General features: G+C 58.5%; 12 protein-coding genes, 2 tRNA genes and 3 rRNA genes. 2 read left to right on the top strand and 15 right to left on the bottom strand.

All coding sequences use genetic code 11. The features are described from left to right. Positions 1 to 135: 135 nt before the first annotated feature. Both H6650_12900 and H6650_12895 read right to left on the bottom strand, forming a co-directional pair. Complete coding sequence (locus tag H6650_12900; protein ID MCB8952899.1) at positions 136 to 759, bottom strand: DUF333 domain-containing protein; 624 nt, start codon at positions 757 to 759, stop codon at positions 136 to 138. Positions 760 to 798: 39 nt separating this feature from the next. Continuing rightward, positions 799 to 1,431, bottom strand: coding sequence for a cupin domain-containing protein (locus tag H6650_12895; protein ID MCB8952898.1), 633 nt, complete (start codon positions 1,429 to 1,431; stop codon positions 799 to 801). Between the two features lie 271 nt (positions 1,432 to 1,702). Here H6650_12895 and H6650_12890 point away from each other — a divergent pair, with 271 nt between their 5' ends. Continuing rightward, positions 1,703 to 2,362 carry a protein-L-isoaspartate(D-aspartate) O-methyltransferase gene (locus tag H6650_12890; protein MCB8952897.1) on the top strand — a complete coding sequence of 220 codons (660 nt, stop codon included), beginning with the start codon at positions 1,703 to 1,705 and terminating at the stop codon, positions 2,360 to 2,362. A gap of 9 nt (positions 2,363 to 2,371) precedes the next feature. Here H6650_12890 and H6650_12885 read toward each other — a convergent pair whose 3' ends face one another. From H6650_12885 to H6650_12850, 8 genes are all read right to left on the bottom strand, one after another. Next, on the bottom strand, positions 2,372 to 3,634 hold the full coding sequence (locus H6650_12885) for an MFS transporter (GenBank protein MCB8952896.1): 1,263 nt from the start codon (positions 3,632 to 3,634) through the stop codon (positions 2,372 to 2,374). Between the two features lie 76 nt (positions 3,635 to 3,710). Further along, a 5S ribosomal RNA gene (gene rrf, locus H6650_12880) occupies positions 3,711 to 3,827 on the bottom strand. A gap of 109 nt (positions 3,828 to 3,936) precedes the next feature. Further along, positions 3,937 to 6,898, bottom strand: a 23S ribosomal RNA gene (locus tag H6650_12875). A gap of 303 nt (positions 6,899 to 7,201) precedes the next feature. Then, positions 7,202 to 7,274 (bottom strand) — tRNA-Ala (locus tag H6650_12870). Positions 7,275 to 7,292: 18 nt separating this feature from the next. Further along, positions 7,293 to 7,366, bottom strand: a tRNA-Ile gene (locus H6650_12865). A gap of 136 nt (positions 7,367 to 7,502) precedes the next feature. After that, positions 7,503 to 9,000: ribosomal RNA gene (locus H6650_12860) — 16S ribosomal RNA — on the bottom strand. Together the 16S, 23S and 5S rRNA genes with 2 tRNA genes alongside form the textbook arrangement of a ribosomal RNA operon. Positions 9,001 to 9,732: 732 nt before the next feature. Further along, complete coding sequence (locus tag H6650_12855) at positions 9,733 to 10,269, bottom strand: hypothetical protein (GenBank protein MCB8952895.1); 537 nt, start codon at positions 10,267 to 10,269, stop codon at positions 9,733 to 9,735. Then, the gene (locus H6650_12850) at positions 10,269 to 11,156 is read right to left on the bottom strand and encodes an AAA family ATPase (GenBank protein MCB8952894.1); all 888 of its coding nucleotides are present in this window, start codon (positions 11,154 to 11,156) and stop codon (positions 10,269 to 10,271) included. Before H6650_12850 ends, H6650_12855 begins: the two co-directional genes overlap by 1 nt. 693 nt (positions 11,157 to 11,849) lie before the next feature. On the opposite strand from H6650_12850, the gene H6650_12845 reads away from it, so the two are divergent. Next, the gene (locus H6650_12845; GenBank protein MCB8952893.1) at positions 11,850 to 13,121 is read left to right on the top strand and encodes a hypothetical protein; all 1,272 of its coding nucleotides are present in this window, start codon (positions 11,850 to 11,852) and stop codon (positions 13,119 to 13,121) included. A gap of 120 nt (positions 13,122 to 13,241) precedes the next feature. Here H6650_12845 and H6650_12840 read toward each other — a convergent pair whose 3' ends face one another. From H6650_12840 to H6650_12820, 5 genes are all read right to left on the bottom strand, one after another. After that, positions 13,242 to 13,664, bottom strand: coding sequence for a hypothetical protein (locus H6650_12840; protein MCB8952892.1), 423 nt, complete (start codon positions 13,662 to 13,664; stop codon positions 13,242 to 13,244). After that, on the bottom strand, positions 13,665 to 17,447 hold the full coding sequence (gene purL / locus H6650_12835) for a phosphoribosylformylglycinamidine synthase subunit PurL (protein ID MCB8952891.1): 3,783 nt from the start codon (positions 17,445 to 17,447) through the stop codon (positions 13,665 to 13,667). A 43-nt stretch (positions 17,448 to 17,490) separates the two neighbouring features. After that, positions 17,491 to 17,847 (bottom strand): hypothetical protein, encoded by a 357-nt coding sequence (locus tag H6650_12830; protein MCB8952890.1) that lies wholly within the window; start codon positions 17,845 to 17,847, stop codon positions 17,491 to 17,493. A 9-nt stretch (positions 17,848 to 17,856) separates the two neighbouring features. Further along, positions 17,857 to 18,309, bottom strand: a complete 453-nt coding sequence (locus H6650_12825; protein MCB8952889.1) for an RpiB/LacA/LacB family sugar-phosphate isomerase — start codon at positions 18,307 to 18,309, stop codon at positions 17,857 to 17,859. A 368-nt stretch (positions 18,310 to 18,677) separates the two neighbouring features. Then, a complete protein-coding gene (locus H6650_12820) occupies positions 18,678 to 21,917 on the bottom strand; it encodes a CHAT domain-containing protein (GenBank protein MCB8952888.1) in 3,240 nt (1,079 codons plus the stop codon). Positions 21,918 to 21,947 lie beyond the last annotated feature (30 nt).

Here is a 21,947-nt window from a genome sequence, read left to right as displayed (position 1 = left end):
GCGCCAATGGCGCGGCTTTCGTTTTGTGTCGGTTACGCAACGACTAACGTTCTCTGGAGATTGGACCCATTTCACGCGCTCAATAACCATTATCACCAGAGAAAATTGGTCCAATCTGGCTTAGCAGTTGCTCGGTTACTTGTTCTCCGTTGGTGTAGTCGGTCCACATTCTCCGTTGAAGAAGGCCCAACTATTGCAAGCGTTTCCGTCGGGGAAAACACAGATGCCACACAGACGACCATCCTGCTGCGCCCGCACCTCGTATTGATACCCTTGTTGCGTGCAATAGAGCGCGGCGGGGTTTCCCTCTCCCGGTTCGTTGGCTGCCGCCACGCCGGTGCGCAGAACGCGCCCATTTGCGTCTACGACGGCCTGCCAGCAAAATCCGGTAACGCTATCGCCCAGGGCAACATGGTAGAGAGTGCCGGCATTTGTGTCTAGCGTGTAGGAAACGGTGATGGTGCAATCCTCGGCGGTGAAACGGTAGACGCCAAAGCCGACGGGCGTTTCCGCGCCGCCCGGGGCTGCCCGCCAACGCACGCCGGCGCGGGGAACACACTCATTGGCGCTGGTGCGCAGGAAAGCGAGGGCCGCGTCGCGGGCCGTGAGGACGGCGGCGGGTGTGGTTGCTTCCGCGGTGGGGGTGGGCGACGGGATGGCGGCGGTGGTGGCAGCGGGGGAGCAACTGGCCGCGAGGAGCAAGAGCCAGCAGAGACAAATAATGATCAGGATTTGCCTGAGGCTGTGGTGGGATTGCATGAGTTACCTCCTGCCTCGGCGACCTGTGGAGGGCTGGTTTCAGGTTGCGAGAGGCGATTCAGCGTCGTCTTCCGGTTCTGACGGCGCTTCCAGGTGGAGTCTGCGCGCCAGGTGATTGCCGGCATCCGCGTAAAAAACAAGCATGAATCGCGCGGGAGCCTCCCGGAGATTGCGAAAACTGTGGGGCAGAGAGGCATCAAACAGGAGACTGTTTCCTGGCTCCAGAATATACGCCTGATCAGCAATGCGATACTCAACGATACCGGCCAGGCAGTAAACAAACTCCTCTCCCCCATGACGGACCGGTTGGTCCGCGTTGCCCGCCCCCGCCGACAATGTAACCAGAAACGGTTCAAGATGCTGATGCGGCAGCCCAATCCCCAGGCTTTCTAGCGTGATGCCATTGGCCTCGGAACGCAATCGTGTCTCTGGTCGAACGACAATGATGGCCTGGCGCGCCTCCGCGTCCTCGAAAAAATCGGTGATGGACACACCCAACGCCGTCGCCAGCACATGCAGCGAGGAAACCGTAGGTGAATTCTCGCCTCGTTCGATCAGACTAATGGCATTTGTCGACAGACCACACTGCTTTGCCAGCGCCCGCAGGGAAAGCCCTAGCGCTTCTCGCTGGCGGCGAATACGCCTGCCGACGTCAAGGTTTGTGCGTTCCATTGCTAATTGTGCATCCCATAAAGGGGCATTGCACCTGAACAACAATTTTGTCTATCAGTTTACCCGGCAAACGGGTTCACCAAGTCACGTCAATTATACTACAATAGTTTACAGATGTACATTATTTTAGTACGTACGGACAAGAAATGGAATGAAAAATGCCGGCAGCCGCCGGAACCCCGTAGAGTTGCAATTTTCTTATGAGTGGACAATAATTTGTCCACACCCCTCGGGGAAGCAACCATCGCCCGGTCAGGAAGGACAGGCTTCCATGTCGAACAGGCAAGACAAATTCACCGAAGAAAGGCTGAAAATGGTTCACACGCAATTGCGCGCGCGCGATATTACTGACCCCGCCGTACTGCGTGCCATGTCCCTTGTCCCCCGTCATCTTTTTGTCCCTTCCGCCTACAAAGAATACGCCTATGCCGACACCCCCCTACCCATACCGCAAGGGCAAACCATCTCCCAGCCCTACGTTGTTGCCTACATGATCCAGGCCCTTGTGCTGGACCGATCCGACCGGGTTCTGGAAATTGGCACAGGATCAGGATATGCCGCTGCCGTTTTGGCCCAACTTACACGGGACGTTTATACCGTTGAGCGCGAAACCATTCTCGTCCGCTACGCCACCATACGGCTACAGCGACTTGGCTACACCAACGTTCATTTACATCAGGGGGATGGCACGCTCGGCTGGCGTGAGCATGCGCCATACGAAGGGATTCTCGTCTCCGCCAGTGGTCCCCACGTTCCACAGGCTTTGCGGGAGCAGCTCGCGCCCGGCGGCAGGCTGGTCATTCCCATTGGCTCACGCCGCAAGACACAAGAACTCCTGCGCATCACCTCGCTCGGAGAGGGTCTATACGAAACAGAATATCTTGGGGGCGTCCGCTTTGTGCCCCTAATAGGCTCCGAAGGCTGGAACTGAACGGCGACATTACGACGCGCGCTCCTGGCTCTCGACTGCGGCTTGCGTTGCTTCTACACGTAGTTGCAAGAGAAACCACAACCCTAACACCGCCACGCCAACCCACCCCATCAGGGCCGTCACCTGGCGTACCCCCAGATGCAGCGTGTCTTGCCCATAACCCGCCCAAAAAATAGAAATGGATTGGGTCAGGGTGAGAAAGGCGAATTCAAAAGCAAAGACGCGCCCGCGCACACGATCAGGCACGAGCATTTGCAGCAGAGCCGCGGAGAAAACCCAGATTGTGCCAGAGCCAATCGTGCGGATCAGGGTACCAAGGGCAAAGACGGGCAGTGTGGGGGCCATGCTCAGCACAAACAGGCCGGTTGTCAGCAGGACAAAGCCTGAAGTGATCGCCCAACGCGCCCGCGCGGGTTCGTCGCCAAAGACGCGGCGCAGCAGCAAGGGACCAAGTCCGGTGCCGAGGCCGCTGATGGTGTAGATGATGCCCAGCGTAGCGGTGCTGTTGTGGCCGCCCAGGGGAAAGATTTTTTCGGCGAAATTGACTTCAAGCACGTTTACGGCTCCCCAGACCAGGGAGCCGCCACCTTTGACGAGGCTGAGGGCGAGGATAGCGGGTGCGCCACGAAGATAACGGAGACCGTCAAGGAAGGCTAACCAGCCGCGTCGGGCGACGAGGTCTGCGCTGCTCTGGTGTATGTTCGTGATGCGGCTGATAAACCAGGCGGAGAGGAAGAAAGTGCCGGCATCTACTACAAATGCCGTCGTTCCCCCAAACAACGCGGCCACGACGCCGCCGAGCATGGAACCAACCGCCAGCATCGTGCTCCAGGTCAAGCTGTCCAGCGCATTAGCCGTGACCAACTCCTCTGTCCGCACGACATTCGCCAGCACCGCGGAACGCGCCGGCGTAAACAATGCGCTAAGAACAAACTGGCTGACGGTAAGCAGGTATAGCAGCCATATTTGCGATGGATCGCGGATCAGCAGGAAGCCCAACACAATCAGGGCGCGCAGCACGTCCGTCACGATCATGATTGCCTGGCGACTGTAGCGGTCCGCCAGGACGCCAGCAATCGGGCTAAAGAAGAAAAGGGGCAAAAAACGAGCGAGGAAAAGGTAGCTGATGGCGGTTCCGGTCGTCGTCAGCTGGGCTACCAAGGCTGCGGAGGCAATTAAGTTGAACCAGTCCCCCAGGTTGCTGATCAGGGCGCCTAACCACAACAGTCGATAGTTCCGGTTAGTACGTAGTAAGCGCCAGTATTGGCTCATGCAAACACTCCCCGTACTCGGCTCCGTTTTGGGGCGATGGGTGATTGTAAATGCCGGCAGAAAATGAAAAAAGGCCTTTTGGCAATGACCTACTCTCCCAGGGGGTCGCCCCCCAAGTACCATCGGCGCTGACGAGCTTAACTTCCGGGTTCGGGATGGGACCGGGTGTACCCTCGTCGCTTAAATCACCAAAAGACCTTTATCAACAAAGCTTTTTTAAGCCTGGTTTACACAATCGAATATAGACATCAGAACAGTCTTATACGGAGTCAAAATCCCGAATTCTCCGTACCACATGGTTTGTAAGCCCTCGACCATTAGTACAGCTTAGCTGAGCACCTTTATATATACGTACTTACACTTGCTGCCTATCAAGCTAGTAGTCTTCTAGCGGTCTTACTCCTTACGGATGAGGGATCTAGTCTTGAGGCGAGTTTCCCGCTTAGATGCTTTCAGCGGTTATCTCTGCCAGACGTAGCTACCCAGCGATGCCACTGGCGTGACAACTGGCACACTAGAGGTCTGTCCACCCCGGTCCTCTCGTACTAGGGGCAGCTCCTCTCAAATCCCTTACGCCCACAGCGGATAGAGACCGACCTGTCTCACGACGGTCTGAACCCAGCTCACGTACCGCTTTAATGGGCGAACAGCCCAACCCTTGGGACCTTATCCAGCCCCAGGATGCGATGAGCCGACATCGAGGTGCCGAGCCAGGTCGTCGATGTGAACTCTTGGACCTGACTAGCCTGTTATCCCCGGGGTAGCTTTTATCCGGTAAGCCACGGCCCTTCCACTCGGAACCGTAGGATCACTAAGCCCCACTTTCGTGCCTGCGCGACTTGTAGGTCTTGCAGTCAAGCTCCCTTGTGCCTTTACACTCTATGGCTGGTTTCCATTCAGCCTGAGGGAACCTTTGGGCGCCTCTGTTACTCTTTCGGAGGCGACCGCCCCAGTCAAACTACCCACCAGGCACTGTCCCCACGCCGGATAACGGTCGCAGGTTAGGGTCAAGACTTAACCAGGGTGGTATTTCAACGACGGCTCCACCGAGACTAGCGTCCCAGCTTCATAGCCTCCCACCTATCCTACACAAGTTAAGCCCTAACGCAATGCCAAGTTGTAGTAAAGCTCCACGGGGTCTTTTTGTCCAGCTGCGGGTAACGCGCATCTTTACACGTACTTCAATTTCGCCGGGGCCTTCGTTGAGACAGTGCTCCTCTCATTACGCCATTCGTGCGGGTCGGAACTTACCCGACAAGGAATTTCGCTACCTTAGGACCGTTATAGTTACGGCCGCCGTTCACCGGGGCTTCGGTTCAAAGCTTCGCTTTCGCTAACCTCTCCCCTTAACCTTCCGGCACTGGGCAGGCGTCAGCCCCTATACATCGTCTTTCGACTTAGCAGAGACCTGTGTTTTTGGTAAACAGTTGGAAGAGCCATTTCTCTGCGACCTCCAAAAGCTTCGCTTAATTGCTAACCATCAGAGGCCCTCCTTCTCCCGAAGTTACGGAGGTATTTTGCCTAGTTCCTTAACGAAGGTTCTCCCGATCCCCTTGGTATACTCTACCCACCTACCGGTGTCGGTTTGCGGTACGGTCACTTAAGCATCAACGCTTAGAAGATTTTCTTGGCAGCTTGGCTCAATCACTTCCGGCTCTATTGGCACCGCCATCACGCTTCAGGTTCAAAGTGCGGCTTTTCCTACACTCATCATTACCCTAGACGTTTGGTACCCGCCATGTCCATTTAGACGGGCTGACCTACCATACTGCGTCCCTCCATCACTCCACTTAAGTGGTTCCGGAATATTAACCGGATGTCCATCGCCTACGCCTTTCGGCCTCGGCTTAGGCCCGACTGACCCGACGCGGATTAACCTTCCGTCGGAAACCTTAGGTTTACGGGGAACATGTTTCTCACATGTTTTACGCTACTCATGCCAGCATTCTCACTTCTGTAGGCCACAGCCGTCCTTTCGGTCGACCTTGTATCTCCTACAGAACGCTCTCCTACCACTCCATACCAGGTATGGAGTCCGTGGCTTCGGTACTATGCTTAAGCCCCGTTAAATTTTCCGCGCAAGAGCGTTTGACCAGTGAGCTATTACGCACTCTTTAAAGGGTGGCTGCTTCTAAGCCAACCTCCTGGCTGTCTGAACACTCTCACATCGTTTCCCACTTAGCATAGATTTGAGGACCTTAGCCGGCGGTCTGGGTTGTTTCCCTTTCGACTATGAAACTCATCTCACATAGTCCGACTGCCGCGTTCTGGAGTATAGGTATTCGGAGTTTGGTTGAGGTTGGTAAGCTTGCGCCCCCTAGCTCATCCAGTGCTCTACCCCCTATACTAAACACGCGACGCTAGCCCTAAAGCTATTTCGGAGAGAACAAGCTATCTCCAAGTTCGTTTGGCATATCACCTCTACCCACACGTCATCCCCTAAATTTGTAACTTTAGTGGGTTCGGCCCTCCACGAGAGGTTAGTCTCGCTTCAGCCTGCACATGGGTAGCTCACATGGTTTCGTGTCTAATCCCAGCGACTGCAACGCCCTATTAAGACTCGCTTTCGCTACGGCTCCGTCTGTAACTGACTTAACCTTGCCACTGAGATTAACTCGCTGGCTCATTCTCCAAAAGGCACGCCGTCACACATTGCCAGACGACCGAAATCGTCGGCCATAGTGCTTCGACCGGTTGTAGGCATACGGTTTCAGGTTCTATTTCACTCCCCTTGCCGGGGGTCTTTTCACCTTTCCTTCACAGTACTTGTTCGCTATCGGTTACCAAATGTATTTAGCCTTGGGAAGTGGGCTTCCCAGCTTCCGGCAGGGTTAGCGTGTCCCGCCGTACTCAGGAGCTTTGCGGAAGTCTGTTCAGTTTCGCATACGGGACTGTCACCCTCTATGGTCAACCTTTCCTGAATTGTTCTGCTACCAAACAGATTTGTAACTTCCATAATGCAAAGTCCTACAACCCCGCTATCAGAGATAACGGTTTGGGCTGATCCCCTTTCGCTCGCCACTACTCAGGGAATAATCTCTTTTCCTAGGGTTACTTAGATGTTTCAGTTCACCCCGTTCCCTCTATCACCCTATGTATTCAGATGATAGTACCAGGGCACAACCCCTGGTGGGTTTCCCCATTCGGAAATCCTCGGGTATAGCGTCTGCACACGACTAACCGAGGCATATCGCAGTGTGCCACGTCCTTCATCGGCATTTGGTACCAAGGCATCCACCGTACGCCCTTAGTAGCTTACTCATATGATACGGAGAATTCGACATTCTCACTTTACGTGTAAGACTGCATGGACGATATCTATATTCGATTTTTAATGTGCAAACATACTTGTTTAGCAACCTGGTAGGCCGCTAATGAATGCCCCCATGTTAGAGACATTCATTAATTGCCTACCGCCGTTTCGGCACAAAAAAGGCCCGGCATAGAGCCAGGCCGCAAAGAAACCTGAATCACATGCCTGATATTCGTGCCTAACGAGTGTCAACTAACAACAATCTTATTTCCTGTTAACAAGCTTTGTAGAAAGGCGACCCTTCTGGGAAGAGATGGAGATGAGGGGACTCGAACCCCTGACCTCCGCCGTGCAAAGGCGGCGCTCTCCCAGCTGAGCTACATCCCCTCTGATTTAATGGAGGAGTGGGCCTGGTTGGACTCGAACCAACGACCTCTCCCTTATCAGAGGAACGCTCTAACCGGCTGAGCTACAGGCCCTTGACACGTTCGCTTTAGAAAGCAGAGTCTGCTTTTAACGAGCCTTCTTCAAATCACCACAAGACTTTAACAACTGAAAAGCGACAGAAACAAGTGCCTGGGTTATACGCAACCTCTCGGTCACATACTTTCTCCATAAAAAGGAGGTGATCCAGCCGCAGCTTCCGCTACAGCTACCTTGTTACGACTTCGTCCCAGTTACCAACCCCGCCTTAGGCGGCTGCCTCCGTTAGGTTAGCTCACCGACTTCAGGCGTTGCCAACTTCCATGACGTGACGGGCGGTGTGTACAAGCCCCGGGAACGTATTCACCGCACTGTGGCTGACGCGCGGTTACTAGCAACTCCGACTTCATGCAGGCGAGTTGCAGCCTACAATCCGAACTGAGACCGGCTTTGGGGGATTGGCTCCGTCTCGCGACTTAGCAACCCATTGTACCGGCCATTGTAGCGTGTGTGTAGCCCAGGATATAAAGGCCATGCTGACTTGACGTCATCCCCACCTTCCTCCGGCTTATCACCGGCAGTCTCGCTAGACACATGTAACTAACGATGAGGGTTGCGCTCGTTATTGGACTTAACCAAACACCTCACGGCACGAGCTGACGACAGCCATGCAGCACCTGTGCTGGCTCCCCGAAGGGTCGTTCCGTTTTCACTTCACTACCACCAGCATGTCAAACCCTGGTAAGGTTCTTCGCGTAGCCTCGAATTAAACCACACGCTCCGCTGCTTGTGCGGGGCCCCGTCAATTCCTTTGAGTTTTAGCCTTGCGGCCGTAGTCCCCAGGCGGTCAACTTAACGCGTTAGCTGCAGCACAGAGGGGTTGGATACCCCCTACGCCTAGTTGACATCGTTTACGGCTAGGAATACCGGGGTTTCTAATCCCGTTCTCTCCCCTAGCTTTCGCGTCTGAGCGTCAGGAATGGCCCAGAGAGCCGCCTTCGCCACTGGTGTTCCTCCCGATATCTACGCATTTCACCACTACACCGGGAATTCCACTCTCCTCTACCATCCTCAAGTTTTCCAGTTTCGAACGGCCTCTCCCAGTTGAGCCAGGAGCTTTCACGTCCGACTTAGAAAACCGCCTGCACGCGCTTTACGCCCAGTAAATCCGGATAACGCTCGCCTCCTACGTTTTACCGCGGCTGCTGGCACGTAGTTAGCCGAGGCTTATTCCTGGGGTACTGTCCTTTCTCATCCCCCAGAAAAGGAGTTTACAACCCGAAGGCCTTCATCCTCCACGCGGCGTTGCTGCGTCAGGCTTTCGCCCATTGCGCAATATTCCTTACTGCTGCTACCCGTAGGTATCTGGTCCGTGTGTCAGTACCAGTGTGGGGGGTCACGCTCTCACGCCCCCTACCCGTCTTAGCCTTGGTAGGCCATTACCCTACCAACTAGCTGATGGGACGCAGGCCCCTCCCAGAGCGCCGGAGCTTTAGTTATTGCTTTCTAAACACAATAACATCTGGGGTATTAGCCATCGTTTCCGACAGTTATCCCCCTCTCTGGGGCAGGTCACCAACGTGTTACTCACCCGTTCGCCACTTTCACCCTGATAAATCAAGGTTCACGTTCGACTTGCATGTATTAGGCACACCGCTAGCGTTCATCCTGAGCCAGGATCAAACTCTCCGTTAGATTAAGGAAAGTTTTTTATCCGTAAAGAATACGGACTACGTTTTGAATTTACCTGGAGCCCAAGCATATGCTTGTTTCTATCGCTTTTCAACTGTTAAAGTTCTTCCGTCGAGAGTTAGTATCGTAACACAACTCTCTTAGCGTGTCAAGGGCTGTTGCCAACCAATTTTGCTTTTTCTCGCATCTATTCTGATTAGAAATTCGCTGCGAGAAATCTACTAGCTATAGATTGGCTTTTTGCCACAACTTTATACGCTGTTTACTGCTGTTCAGGTTTACAACTGGCCGCTGCCAGCAAAAGAGCATTATACAACTTTCTTATGGCTTGTCAACCCCTTTCTTGGCCGGATTTCACATTTCCCCCATTTGCCCTTGCCACGGTGTGCAAGCGACGCTTCTGGGGGGGGAGATTGAGAAGTCTTGTGCCCGATGGGGCAAATCCGATTGAAGATCATGGCTTGACAACGGCTTCGGCAACCAAACAACAACATCATCAGTGAATAACAACATCGGGAGATCGGCCAAAACAGATGATCACAAATCACCGCAGTCTTGTATTCGCCGCCTTTCGGACTTGGGTAAATTATAAGTTATAAAACGCCTCAAATACACGCCTATAACCACCATATGTGGCATTATGACGGACTTATACCCTTTATTTTTTACTTTCCTATCAGGGTGACGGGGTTGAGCGGTTGTTGATCTCGATGTATTCTTTATGAGTTACTCACAAAAAAATAGCCTCGATCAGTTCTTGGAGATCATGTACGGAATTATAGCTGTGGTGAGCAAGTTCGTTCTGTACGGCCTGACGAAACAGGGCTAATCCAAGTGTATACACCTGGCTGCGATTGGCGCCAAAGAGGGCGTGAAGAGTGCCTTGTACACGTCCTAGTTCAATAGCTTGCTGCGGCGATACGCGGAGGGAGGTCCAGTTTCGCTCCGCATCTTCCGCCGGCAACGGCAAATCCCACAGCAAATACAACGATTCCATATCCGTTATTCCCTCTGGCATCTCCCGTTCACGATCAGCAACATGCCGGCGTATGCTCTCCAACCTCACGGCCAGCAGACCGATAGCAAGATCGGGAATATCCGCGCGCTTCAAGCCCGGCGGGAGTTTATCCGCCAGGTCATGCATAGCCTGCTTCTCTTCCCCTGTTAGCGCAACATAGACGTTTTGCCGACTAATGCGACGGGGCGGACGACCCCGCTTTGGCTTATCCTGCAACAGCGCGGCAATTGTGCTTTTCTTCGGTTCCACTAACTATTTCCCTCTAGCTGACGGTAATTCTGGTGCTTGTCCAGAAACGCATTGACAAATGCCTCGTCAATTAGACGTCCCTTGTCCTGGGCCAACAACTCAAGGCATAAATGTAAGCAAAGCAAACAGATGCTGCGAGGATAGCCTCTCGTCGTGCGCCATATCAGCAAGGCGGCGTCATCCGTAAAAAGCGTTCCCTGACTAGGGCTGCGTCCGGCGGCAAACAGGCGATATTCGATGAGGGCTTTGGTATCTTCCGGGGGGAGAGGATCAAGCGAGGATCGCGTGGCGACGCGATCATTGAAGTCGGGCACGAAGCGCAAATTAATATCCAGTTCGGGCCGCCCCAGCAGCACCAGCTGGTATGCCTTGCCCCCGCGTGGATCGCGGAAGTTGAGAAGGCGGCGAAGTTCGGTGAATTGCTCCGCGCCCAATTCGTGCGCTTCATCAATGATGATCAATGGTAGCACGCCTTTGGCTGTCTGCTCGACGAGATAAGCGCGGAACTCGTTTAGTTGATCTTCCGTGGCACGACGGGTGCGCAAACCAAACTCGGCCGCGATACGACGCAGCAGAAGCAGACCGCTGCGCTTGGGCGGCTCATCAACTTTGGCGGCAACGAAATCGGGGCGGCGCGCATAGCGACTGTGAAACCAGGAAGCCAGGGTTGTTTTGCCCGTTCCTACCTCGCCTATGATGATGGAAGCCCCCTGTCCGGCTTCCACCATGTAGCTGACCTTGGACAGCGCGCGCTTGGTTTCTGTGGAAAGGTACATAAAGCGAGGGTCGGCCTCTATGCTGAAGGGGGGAACCACTAACCCCAGGTTTTCCCATTTGGGCTGAAAGAATTGATCGATCTCGATCATGGGGAAGATGTCAGCGCTCATGGACATATCCTATTAAGTGTGAATGTGATTGTCAAGGGAGGCCTAACTGCGCGATCCCGTTCCTCTTTATAACACAAAACCCACAAGTTATCCACATGCTATCCACAACAATTTGCGTCAATTGCGGCTTCTATGGCAAAAAGATGCCCGAATCGGCAATCTATAGCATATAGATTTATTGACAAGGGTTTCTATCTTTGTTACACTGTTTTGCGTCGCACCCCATTTCTCTTGTTTTTCAGTGCCTGCCCATCAGCAAGTACGCAATGGGGCATCTTGAACAAGAAAAAGACAGCGAGAACACCATTGCGAGTGAGGGGGCAATTCACTCAAGTGGTGTGTAGCTGAGTAAGGTCATTGCATGTCAGTGTGGTGGCTTTCCTCGGCGATTGAGATGTTTCACGCTAACAAGTATTCCGTTAACGTGCGTGCATCTCGTGCATAAGCAAAAGGCCAAGCGGGGGCACGCTTGGCCTGGCGGAAATTGCAAGCAAACTTATACATTTGAGTTGAAGCCGCTGGCAACGTTTTCAACAATGTACCCTGTGAGGGGGTGGGGGTTTTTGCGCCTCCACGAAGTTTGCTCTACCGGGTAAAGAGCATAGCACACGCCTGTATATGTGTCAATAATCTCGTGCATGGCGCGAGGTTGATGCATTGGTGTAGGCTGCTCCGCCCCGTCTAGAGTGCGCGGTGAGGGAAGAATATCGGCAGGGTGAGCGGTTATTGGCCTTGCAGTCGGCTCAGGAACATCTGGCAGCACGGCGCAGGCTATGCCGGCATCAACGCCTCTCCACCAACCAGCCCATACACACAGATGAAACCGGGCGCCGCCTGGACCCCTGTGTTGTGCCGGCATCTTCTCCTCCCCCCCCCATCACCCTCCCCCCCCATCTCGGATGGGAAAGCCAACCCCTCACCCAACTGCTGCGGCGGCAAACCCCCTCCTTAAACACACCGCCGCCATCCACCCCACCCGCCCCATCCACCCCACCCACGCCCGACAAACCGACACACGACGCGCGCCTCACCCTGTACCCGGACCTGGCCCTGGCCATGCTGCGCCAGAGTCAGGTAGCCGCCGGGCGCATCTGGCTGCTGCTGCGCCACCTGGATCAAGCAGGACGCGGCTGGCTCTCGCTCGCGGAGGCACGCCAGCAACTGACATCCACCACGGGAACGTGGCGCGTCTGTGGCTGGCGGCAGTTACGCAATTTACTGACGCAAGGAGACGACATCTTCTGGCAGCGGCAAAACGAACGCATCTGGCTGCGGTCCGTGCCCCGCGTAGCCGCCGCCCTCGGCGTTGCCGCGCTGACATCGCCTGCCGTTCTGCTGCCGGCAAAACACCTGCGTGGCGACATTGGCAAAGTTCGCGCCCATTTCTATGCCAGTTTCCACAGCAGCCGCGGCAAAACAACCCGCGACGGACGCATCCAGGCGGCCCCTATCGCCCGCATCACGCTGGAAAAACTGAGCCAGACGACGCGACAAACACAACGCCGGTATGAGAAAAGTGCCGGCATTCGACCACAAACAAACATCGCGGTGGGAGCCCCCCCTACCCCGACAACAACGCAAGCACGCGCCAGCCAGCATGGTCACGCCCTGTTCCATTTCCGCGACCACCGCGGCCAAATGGGCCAGGCCGGACAAACCTACCTGGCCTGGCAGCTACCCAACAGCTACATCGGCCCCCACGCACAACGAGCGCCGGGGCAACGACGCCGCCTCAACCGGCAGCTTGCAGTCCTGTTGCATGAAGGGATGACGGGGAACGACAAGACACAAGCCGGAAAAAAGCGTGAGCGCCGCTGCCAGCGATTCTTCCGCGACGGGAGCCAGGCCGCCCATGGATACAACCGCGCGCCCACGCAAGACGTCTACTGGGCTAATCAACGCCCCCATCGCAGCTCGGCCACCTATTGGCACGTCCTTGCCGGGCAGCAACCAGATCAGGCCTGATCTGGCTTGATCAGGTCTGATCTGGCTTGATCAGGTCGCGTAATCCCGGAAGAAACTGCACCCCATTATCAAGGGACTCTTTTTTTCTTTTCGCAAACAGGTCCCAGCGGTTAAGCAGTGTTATTCGGCAAATTTGCCGAGTTGGCGCGCAATAACGCCCCCCACATCCGCAGGCTGCCATCCAGGAGGCTTAAGCTGCTTACCATCGGCCCGACGCGGTCCATGGGTTTTGTCCATATTGGCTTGATGCACGGCGGCAAAAACCGGGTCGGGGTCAACGCCACAGGCCAGCATGGCTCCATAGGTCACGTACAGCAAATCGGCCAGTTCGTGCATCAGATGGCTGAAGGCGGCGGCGTTAACGCCTTCAGCCCCGGCCATCAGTTGTCGGATAGCCGTCTTTACTTCGTCGTATTCCTCGTCCAGCAGGGTTTCCCGCAAGCGCAAAAGTGACTGATCGGGGGCATGGGGTTTTGCCGGCACGGGCGACCCCATCGCCGCATGAAAAGCCCGCACCCGCTCCGCATTCGTCTCACCACACATCTAGCTTCCTCGCAATCCATTCACAAACAACCGCAAACCCATCCGCGCCTCCCCGCCCCATTCCCCACGCGGACACTGCCAGGGAAAAATATGATTTTCCGGGTGCGGCATCAACCCCAACACATTCCCCGCCGCGTTGCTCAATCCGGCAATGCCATCCACGGAGCCATTAGGGTTCCCCGGATACCCGACGTCATTCCCCGCCGCGTCCACATAACGCAGCGCCACCAGATTTTGCGCCCACAACCGCGCCGCCGCCGCTTCATCACGCACCGCCAGCCGCCCCTCCCCATGCGCCACCGGACAATAAATCAACTCATCCAACCCGCGCGTAAACAGGTTGTTACAGGCCGCATGGGGCCGCAAATAGACCCAACGACATTCAAACTGGGCCGATTCATTAAACGTCAACGTTACGTCCCGCGCCCCGGATGTATTCCCAGGCAGCACGCCCGCCTTCACCAACACCTGGAATCCATTGCAAATGCCCAACACGGGGCGACCGCTTTGCACAAAATGGTGCAGCGCTTCCCCCAAACTATGCCGCAAATCCTGCGCCCACAGCACCCCCGCCCCCAGATCATCCCCGTAGGAAAAGCCGCCGGGAACCACGAGCATGTGGTAATCATCCAGCCGCCGTTCCCTGGCCAGGAGTTGATTCACGTGGACGATCTCCGGGTCGCCTCCCGCCAGGTGGCAGGCCAGCGCCGCATCCCGATCCCGATTGGTGCCGTTAGCGTGCAAGATCAGCACTCTGGCCGCGCCCACCCGATGTCCGCCGCCACGCTGTCGCGCTGATGGCAGGGGCGCGGTTGCCCGCACTGGTGGCGGGGGCGATTCCTGACCGCGCCAGGCTCGCTCCAGGTCCGTCACGGATAAATCTATCAGCGGTTGTTCCCCGTCCCGCAGGATAAATCGCGTCGCTGCCGTCACCTTACCAATAACGGCGTGGGGAATGTCCGCCAGCATCGCTTCCAGTGCCGGCATATCCGCCACAGCCACCTCCAGCACAAACCGCGTCAACGATTCGGCAAACAGCGCCGCTTCCGTCGTCACCGGATACGCCACGGGAAGCCGCGCCACGTCCACATCCAGCCCCAGCCCTCCGGCCAGAGCCATTTCCGCCAGCGTCACCGCCAGACCACCATCGGCGCAATCGTGGCACGCCTGCACCAATCCGGCGCGAATCGCCTGATGCAGTGCGCGCAAACGAGCCGGCGCGTCAGGCACAGGCTGTGGCAGTTGTCCATCCGCCGCGTGCCGGAGGGCGGCATAATGCCCGCCGCCCAACTCCTCCCGCGTGTCGCCGATGACGTAGAGGCGACTGCCCGGCTGCCGCAAATCGGTGGCCGTCGTGCGGGTCACGTCGGGCACAATGCCCAGAGCGGAGATAAGGAGCGTGCCGGGAATGGCGTGTTTTTGCCCATCCGCACCCGTGTATTCGTTGTTCAAGCTATCTTTGCCGGAGATGAAGGGCGTGCCATAAGCGATGGCGGCATCGTGGCAGCCCTGCGCGCAACGCACCAACCCGCCGAGGCGGTCGGGCAGGTTGGGGTTGCCCCAGCAAAAGTTGTCCAGAATGGCAACCCGGTCCGGGTCCGCGCCCACGGCGACCACGTTGCGCAGCGCCTCGTCAATGGCGGCCCAGGCCATCAGGTAAGGGTCCCTGGCGGTGTAGCCGGGGCGGATGCCGTTGCCCAGGGCGACGCCGGGGACAGTGGCCGCTTCGGGCGCGTCGAGCAAGGCGACCTGCGCGCTTTGCGGCACGAGAACGGCGGCGTCCGCCGGTCCGGCGTTGGCCGACCCCACCAGCGGCTTGATGGCCGTGCCGCCTTGCACTTCGTGGTCGTAGCGGCAGATGACGTCTTCTTTACTGTGAATATCGGGGTGAGCCAGGAGGTCGAGGAGGATTGTCGTCCAGTTGGCGGGGGGGGCTGGGGGAGGTGGGGTGTTGTTTTGCTGCGTGGGTGGGGGCCAGAATGCCGGCATTATCCTTCGCGGTAGCCCATCATGCAAAAAGGCCATCGACACATCCCCCACCAGCCGTTCCCCGAAGAACAGCCGCAGCCGCCCGCCCGGTTCAAACTCCCCCAGGCAAATGGGTTCCACGTTTTGCCCGGCGCAGATTTGCCGCAGGCGCTGCAGATGGCGCGGCGGCACGGCCAGCACCATGCGCTCTTGCGCCTCGCTCAGCCAGATTTCCCACGGGCGCAGGCCCGGATATTTGAGCGTGGCGGCCTGGAGCTGCACGCGCGCGCCGATCTTTTCGCCCATTTCGCCCACGGCGGAGGAGAATCCCCCCGCGCCGCAGTCGGTGATGGCGTTGTACAGTCCTTCGTCGCGGGCGCGCAGGACGACCTCCTGCACCTGTTTTTCCTGGATGGGGTGGCCGATTTGCACGGCTGTGCCGGCAATTTCACTCGTCGCCACATCCATTTCCATGCTGGAAAACGTCGCCCCGCGCAGCCCATCTCGCCCCGTGCGTCCACCAATTGCCACGATCAGGTCGCCCGGTTGCGCCTGTGTGCGGTGCGCCCCGCGCGGCAACACCCCCAGGCAGCCGCAGTAGACGAGCGGGTTGGCCGTGTAGCCCGGATGATAAAGGATGGCCCCGTTTACCGTGGGGATGCCCATCTTGTTGCCATAATCTTCGATGCCGCGCACCACGCCGGCGGCAATGCGACGCGGATGCAGCACACCCACCGGCAGATCATCGTGCGCCAGGTCGGGCGGGCCAAAGCAGAGGATGTCGGTGTTGGCGATGGGGCGGGCGCTGACGCCCAGGATGTCGCGCACGACGCCGCCGACGCCGGTGTTGGCGCCGCCGAAGGGTTCCAGGGCGCTGGGGTGGTTGTGGGTTTCTACTTTGAAGGCCAGGTCGTGGGTATCGGTGAAGGCGATGATGCCGGCATTATCCACAAACGCCGACCGCACCCACGGTTTATTTATCGTCTCCGTCGCCCCCTGAATATACGTACGCAGCAGTCCATCAATCCGCTGTGGCCTGGGCGGGTCCGTGGGCGACGCGCCCGCCGGCGGCCCCACATAATCAATCGTCGCCTTAAACGTCTTATGCACGCAATGCTCGCTCCACGTCTGCGCCAGCATCTCCAGTTCCACATCCGTCGGATCACGCCCCTCCGCCGCAAAATAGGCGCGAATCGCCTGCATTTCCGCCAGATTTAGCGCCAACCGCCGCGCCGCGCTGATCGCCATCAGCTCCGCATCATCCGCCATCCGCAGCGGGATCACGTCTACCCGCTCGTCCGCCGCCTGATACGCGAAGAAAGGGGGCGCGATGGGCCGATCGATGGCGAACCGGTGGACGACGGGATTGGCGAATAGCTCCGAAGCCAACCGCGTCAGCGTGTCCGTGTCCAGCGTCCCCGTGAGTGTAAACCGCTGCCCCGTAGCCGCCCGCGCCACGCCATCAATGCCCAGCGCCCGTGCCGCGCGTACCAGGTTCTCCGCCGCCGGATCGGTCACGCCGGGCAGCGGCGTCACTTCGATGGTATGGACTGCCGCCATTGGACGTTGCGCCTGTTCCCCCGCGCCAACGGACACCGTAAACTGCTCCGTCACCGGGTCTGTCAGCAGTTCCCGCGCCACGCGCGCGGCGTCGGCGGGTGTGAGTGTGCCTTGCAAGAAGTAGAGGCGGGCGCGCGCGCAGTCGCTCAGGCCGGTCAATCCTGATTCCCGCGCGGCCTGCACAAAGCCGGCCCCACTGTGGTCAAAAGCGGTGTCACGCGCGTCAATGGCAATACGAAAGGTTGTCTGCTCCATGAAACCTACCTTGTTGAGGTGTGAAGGGGAGAAAGCGTGGGGGCTATTCTTCTAGCCACTCGCGGTAGAGGTACCAGTTGCCCTGGCGATTGTCGGCATCTTTCGGGGCGCGATCGTAGTAGATTTCAAACACACGCCCACCGGTCGTGCGTACCTTGAAGCTGAAACGCCCCACGCCCCACGAGCCGCGATTTTCCGCCACAGCCGCGTGCTGCGGCTGCATATTGCGCGCCATCCGCCCCCGCCGCCGGTAGTCGCGCCATGCGGCCAGCGTCTCGGCGATCTCAAACGTTTGCCCATCCCAGGTGAAGCGATCCGGGCATGGCGGTTTTTTGCTCATGGCCGGCGGTGCATCGAAAGCCACGGATATGGGTTCGGCGATGAAGCGGGAGCGGGACATGGGCTGTTTTTATTCGCGCCGATATTGCGCCTCTAGCGCCGTCACTTGCGCCAGGCACTCGTCATCCACTTCGTTGGGTTCGTACTGGTGCTGGAACCAGGCGTTGAGTATCTCTTCCGCCATAATTTCCGACGTGCGACGCAGCGAGAGGCAAAGCACGTTGGCGTTGTTCCACAGGCGCGCGCCCCGCGCCGTCTCCGCGTCATCGCAGAGGGCGGCGCGAATGCCGGGGACTTTATTGGCCGCCAGGCTGACGCCCGTGCCCGTCCAGCAGAATAGAATGCCTTCATCCGCCGCGCCGCGGACCACGGCTTCCGCCACTTCTCGCGCCACGGCGGGCCAATAAGCCGGTTCATCTTGCAGCGGCCCATGGAGGGTCAGTTCGTGCCCCCTCTGTCGCAGGTCGGTCACGATCTTGTCTGTTAAATAGGTGCGCTCATCTGAGCCAACAGCGATTTTCATGCAGCGTCCTTCGAAAACACCGTACAGGGCGAGGTTCTAACCCGCCTGAGAAAAGTTGGCAGTCGGTGGTTGGTAGTTAACAGTGGTTGGAATCCCTGTTTGTTGTACGCACTTCAGTTGGTTGCCGACCGGTATGGACCTGGACTGGTAATCTGGGGACAGTCGGGGTCGATGCCCCGCCATTATACCACGCTACGAGCGCGCCACCCTACAGCCCAACCAACGCTCAACCGCCAACTACCAACCATGACTCTACTGAAAAAAGGTCAAAAACCGGGTTTTTACACAGGAACCACTCTGGAAATTTCAGCCAGACAATCGAAAAACCCGGTTTTTTCAGCGAACTCAACCATCAACTGCCTCACCCACTAACACCCCACTTGCACAAATCCCCCCCAATACGCATGATGATGGCCCTGCCTGATGGCGGCGCGCTGCGACGCCGCCAGCGCCGTTAGCGGCGTCGCGCCGGCGGCATAGCGGGCGTAGAAGTCCACCATCAACGCCGCCGCCGCCGGATCCAGCACGCGCCACAAATTGCCCACAACCCGGCTGGCTCCCGCCGCCAGGCAGGTGGGCGTCAGCCCTACCGTCTCGTCGCCATCGTATCGCAGGCTGTGGCTACCATAGCAGGCGGATAACGTGACCAGCGACGGCAGCGGGGCCAACTCCCAGATGTCGTCTACCCATAGTTCGCTGTCGTAGAGAAAAATGCCGCTGAGGCGTCCGTTGTCACGCCCGGCGGCGGCGTGGGAGGCGACGTGAAAGAATGAATCCTCGCTCGCTTCTTGGTTCGCCCACCATTGGCGCAAATTTTCTCTGGTGGTTGCTTCGTCGTGGAGGATGGATACGTTTTCGGCCCCTAGCAGTTGTTGCAAGCCGTGCCGCTCTTCCGTGACGAGTGGCAGAGGGGGCTGCTGCTGGTTGGCGAAGGTACTCACGGCCAATATCCGTCCACGCAACCGTGTGGTTGGCGGCTGTGGCCGTTGGTGCTGTCGCTGGTGCAGGAGGACGAGGCTGTCGGCGGAGGGGATGATCAGGGGGAGGCAGCGGTTGACCAGGTGGTCGTTGTCCAGGCGGAGGGCGGCCCAGGGGATGCTGTGCAGTTTGCCGGAGGGGGCGATGAGCAGGGGGGTATGGGGATGGAGGTGGGAACGGATAAATGCCGGCATCAACAAATCCCCCAACAGCGCCAGATCACGATCCAGAATCCGCTCCCCCGTCTGCGCCTGGGCGCACTGCCCCAGCACAAAACCGGTCAGCCCATCAATTGGCGTATGCCAGACGCGGCACGTCTCCGCCGTCGTCCATGTGGCATACAGCGTATCATCGCCGCCCAGGTAATAGCTGATAGCCCCCCACCCCGCGCCAAATGCCTGCGTCGCCGCGCGCCGGAAGCGGCTCAACTCCGCCTGCTCTGCCGGCAAATCCGCGTCGCTCTCCCCCATCTGTTGTCGCTCCAGGCGCGCCCGCAGCTTCTCATACCGCGTAATTGCCTCGCGCAGCCGCCGGCGCAAAGGTGACGCCGTCGGATCTGCCGTGGATCGGAACAAACGACTTTGCCGCCCCACCTCCTGCAACTTTTCCCGCAGCCAGCGAATCTCCGCCGCCAGGTCCGACAATTCCGTCCGCCGCGAGACGGCGGAAATGGTTGACTGCATGGCCGCGTCCGCCAACTGCCGCTGCAACGTCTGCGCCTTGCTCACTTCAATAAAGTACCAGGCATCTTCGGCGGCGTCTTCGGTGGCGGCCAGCCGCACCGCCGCGTCCAGAGTGGGCTTGACGCGCGTAAAATGATGCCCGGCTACTTCCGGCTGCCAGAAATCGCGCCGGTATTGAGCCAGCGCGGCGACGGCCCGGCGATAGGCCGCCAACGCCGCATCAATGCGCCCGGACTGCGCCGCCAGGTCCGCCAGCCCTGCTTCCGCCAGCCAGGTTTGTTCTGGCAGCAGCCCTTCGCTCTGCGATCTGGCCCGCTCCCAGGCCGCTTCCGCCGCTGCCGCGTCGCCCGCCTGGAGGTAGTAGCGCCCCAGCGCCAGATCGCCGTTGACCTGTTCGACGCTGTGCCCCATGGCGGTGAATGTTTCCTGCGCCTCCTGTAAATAGGGCGCCGATTCCGCCAGTTTGCCCAGCGCCAGCAGCCCTTCTCCCAATGCCCGCTGCGTCAGGGCGTGCTGCGCGGCCATGTCGGGGGACGTGGAAACATCCAGGGCACGCCGCCACCAGTCAACGGCTTCTTCCAATTTCCCTTCTTGCTCCAGTACGTTGGCGCGGCGGTTGTAGATGGCGGCTTTGTAGACGGGTATATCCTGCGTTTCAAAATAGGCGGCGGCCTGATCCAGGTAGTGATGGGCGGGTTCGGGCTGTCCCAACAGATACCAGACGCGCGCCAGGCGCAGGGCGCAGGTGGCGACTTCGCGGGGGTATTTCAGGTCAATCAGTTCCGCTTCCGCCGCTTCCAACGATTGCAGGGCATGTTGGTAGCGCCCTTGTGAGAGGTCTACATCCCCCCGATTGAGGATGGCGTAGGCTGCCAGCATGTGGCGTCCGACAAGTCTGTATTGCGCTTCCGCCTGGTGTAGGGCGGCTAATGCCTGGGGGAATTGCCCCAGGTAGTTGAGCAGCTTGCCCGTGTCCATCAAATTGTCCGCCAGCGCGCCCGGAACGCCCGCTTGCCGGTAGATGCCGTATGCCTGGGTCAGCGCTTCGCGCGCGTTGCGGAGTTGCCCCAGGTCCCGAAAAACCTGACCTAGCGCGTTGTAGGCTTGTGCCGTCCACAAGGGGAGGCCGCATTGCTCAAAGATGTCGCGGGCTGCCTGGAGGTGGGGAATGGCGGCGGAGTAGGCTTCCTGGATGAGATAGCCGAGTCCGCGCTGCTGCGCGATGCGTCCCTGCCAGACGGGAGCGTCGAGGTCGTTGGCAATGGCCTGCGCCTGGTCCAGGGCGGCGAATCTTGCCGGCAATCCCTGAGGTGCGTCACAGATGGATTGTACGAGCCAGGCCTTGATTTGCAGGGCGGGATCGGGAGCCGTCAGTCCGTATTGCGCCTGGACCTGGGCTGTGTCGGCGCGCCCGGTGAGCAGATAGGCGACGGCGAGGGAGAGGCGACAGGGAAGAACGAAGGCGGCCATTTCCTCTACTTGCAACAGGTGCGCGAGGGCTTCTTCCAGGGCGACGACGGCCTGGGCGAAGTTGGTGTGGAGCCAGGGTTCGGCGTATTCCTGCCATTGGCAGGCGGTCAGCCAGGCGGGGGCGTTGGCTTCACGGAAGTGGGCGCGTGCCTGCGCCAGCGGGGGGCGCAGCAGATGGGGATCGGGCAGCAAGTTGGCGGCGGCGGCTTCGTGGAAGGCGGCCTGCCCCCGGCGCAGTGGGGACGTTTGGGGATGGACGCGGGCGGCGGCGTTGGCGACGGCGGCGATGGCCCAGGCGCGACGGGGGCGGCGATAGGCGAAGCGGGCGGCGTGGGTGGTGAGGGTGTGGAGCAGAGGATCGGTGAGGGGGGGGAGTTCGATGGCGTGGCGGGGGAGTTCGGCGTGGGGGAGAATGCCGGCATCTAACCGCTCTGCCATCTCCAGGTAAATTGAGCCGTCCAGGCCAGATTGATCCATTGCGTATCCACCATTCGGTCGTGTTCCCGC

The sequence above is a fragment of the Ardenticatenales bacterium genome, from assembly GCA_020634515.1.
GTDB lineage: Bacteria > Chloroflexota > Anaerolineae > Promineifilales > Promineifilaceae > JAGVTM01.
Note: the sequence above shows the minus strand (reverse complement) of the source record. Positions and strands in the feature narration are given on the sequence as shown.